At 48.4% G+C, this 1474-nt stretch carries 3 protein-coding genes; all 3 read right to left on the bottom strand.

The annotated features are described in order from the left end of the window. Positions 1 to 277: cupin domain-containing protein (locus V7Z60_RS10170; RefSeq protein WP_334117686.1), on the bottom strand; the 277-nt coding region annotated here is incomplete at its 3' end. Between the two features lie 273 nt (positions 278 to 550). Continuing rightward, positions 551 to 1000, bottom strand: coding sequence for an Rrf2 family transcriptional regulator (locus tag V7Z60_RS10165; RefSeq protein ID WP_334117685.1), 450 nt, complete (start codon positions 998 to 1000; stop codon positions 551 to 553). Positions 1001 to 1055: 55 nt separating this feature from the next. After that, on the bottom strand, positions 1056 to 1474 hold a 419-nt coding region (locus V7Z60_RS10160; protein WP_334117684.1), incomplete at its 5' end, for a DUF6608 family protein.

Below are 1474 nucleotides of genomic sequence, written 5' to 3'. Positions count from 1 at the left end.
CCGAGTCTTCCGCTGCAAAAATCTGACGCTTGGCAGAAGGTGCGATGCGAATCCAGTCGCCTTTTTCAAGTTCAACGTCATCTCCGTCAATGACGAACTTGCCCCTGCCGTCAAGAACCGCATAGATTTCCTCATTTTCCCTGTGGCTGTGGACAAACGGAACGCTTCCTCCGGCAGGAAGGTTGTTGACGCTCACTTCAGCCCCGGTCAGGGAAAGCACATCATGAAGTTCCGTTCTCGGTTCGTTTCCGACATTTGTCTTTGTATAATTGGCCATAGTATGTTCCTCCGTCTTCTTGTTGTATCATTCACTGTTACAACTAATATTATACTCAGCCTTGTTGTAATGTCAACTGTTACATCAGATTTTCAGATGCCAGTAAAATACAGTGCCGGATTCAGGTGAAAACGCCGATTTTATGAATTTTCGGGCGTGAATCCAGTGACTTTAGTGAGGGGTAGTTGACTCACAGCCCGCTGTGTCAGCAATCTGCATTTTCCAATCAAAAAAGCATTTTCAACCGGACACTGTCCGAAGAAAATGCTTTGCTTACAAATTTGTATGTTGACCTTTCAGGCGCTGCTTCAAGTCCTCACTGACATCGGCAAACGTAATCGACTTCAGTTCCCTCTCCATCGCAAGCTGAACCTGATTCAGCCTTCCGTCAAGCACGGCATGGATGTTCCCGCCAACGGGACAGTTCGGATCGGGATTTTCGTGAAAGTGAAAGAGTTTGCCGTCATCCAGGCAGCCGACCGCTTCATAGATATCAAAAAACGTAATCCCGTCAAGCGGTCTTTCAATCGTTGCGCCGCCCGTTCCGCGTGCAACGTCAACGATGCCGGCATCCTTCAGCTGCCCGAGAATCCTGCGCACGACAACAGGATTGACGTGGGTGCTTCCGGAAAGGAAACTGCTTGTAACCTTACGTGAAGACCCAAAGGCATCGATGCATGCCAGAATATGCAATGCCAGCGTGAATCTGCTTGAAATCTGCATTTTCAATCACCTCAATGCCTTATAATATATCATTTCAGCATTGCCACTGCAAGAATTACAGTTTCCGTTTATTCCGTGCCCTTAACTTTGACACGACAACGGAAATCACCGCCACGACCACAAACAGTCCCGTATAATTGATGAAGATGTCGCGATAGGCGCTTTTAGCCAGAGGTTCGATGAACTTCGTTGACCAGACCGCAAGAAATGCCAGAAGCTGCGTCGGAACATAAACTGCAAGCGCCCTGACGAAAATGTTCCTGATGGGCAGATGCAGCGCCATTTCATAAGCGACGACACCGATGAGCACAATCAATGCCCTCGTCAGTTCGTGCCAGTTTCCGCTCGGGTCGTCCCTGACTCCCGATAACAGATACAGTACGCTGTTTGCCAGCGTTGCAACCGTATAGACCGCACAGTAAATAAACAGGGCTTCTTTCAGCCAGCTACTCCAAATCCTTTTCATTGCCAATT

Source organism: Ligilactobacillus sp. (genome assembly GCF_036846325.1).
In the GTDB taxonomy this organism is placed as follows: domain Bacteria; phylum Bacillota; class Bacilli; order Lactobacillales; family Lactobacillaceae; genus Ligilactobacillus.
Note: the sequence above shows the minus strand (reverse complement) of the source record. Positions and strands in the feature narration are given on the sequence as shown.

What these genes read in the sequence shown, in the direction of transcription:
- V7Z60_RS10165 (WP_334117685.1), bottom strand. Translation starts at nt 1,000, where the DNA reads ATGCAGATTTCAAGCAGATTCACGCTGGCATTGCATATTCTGGCATGC.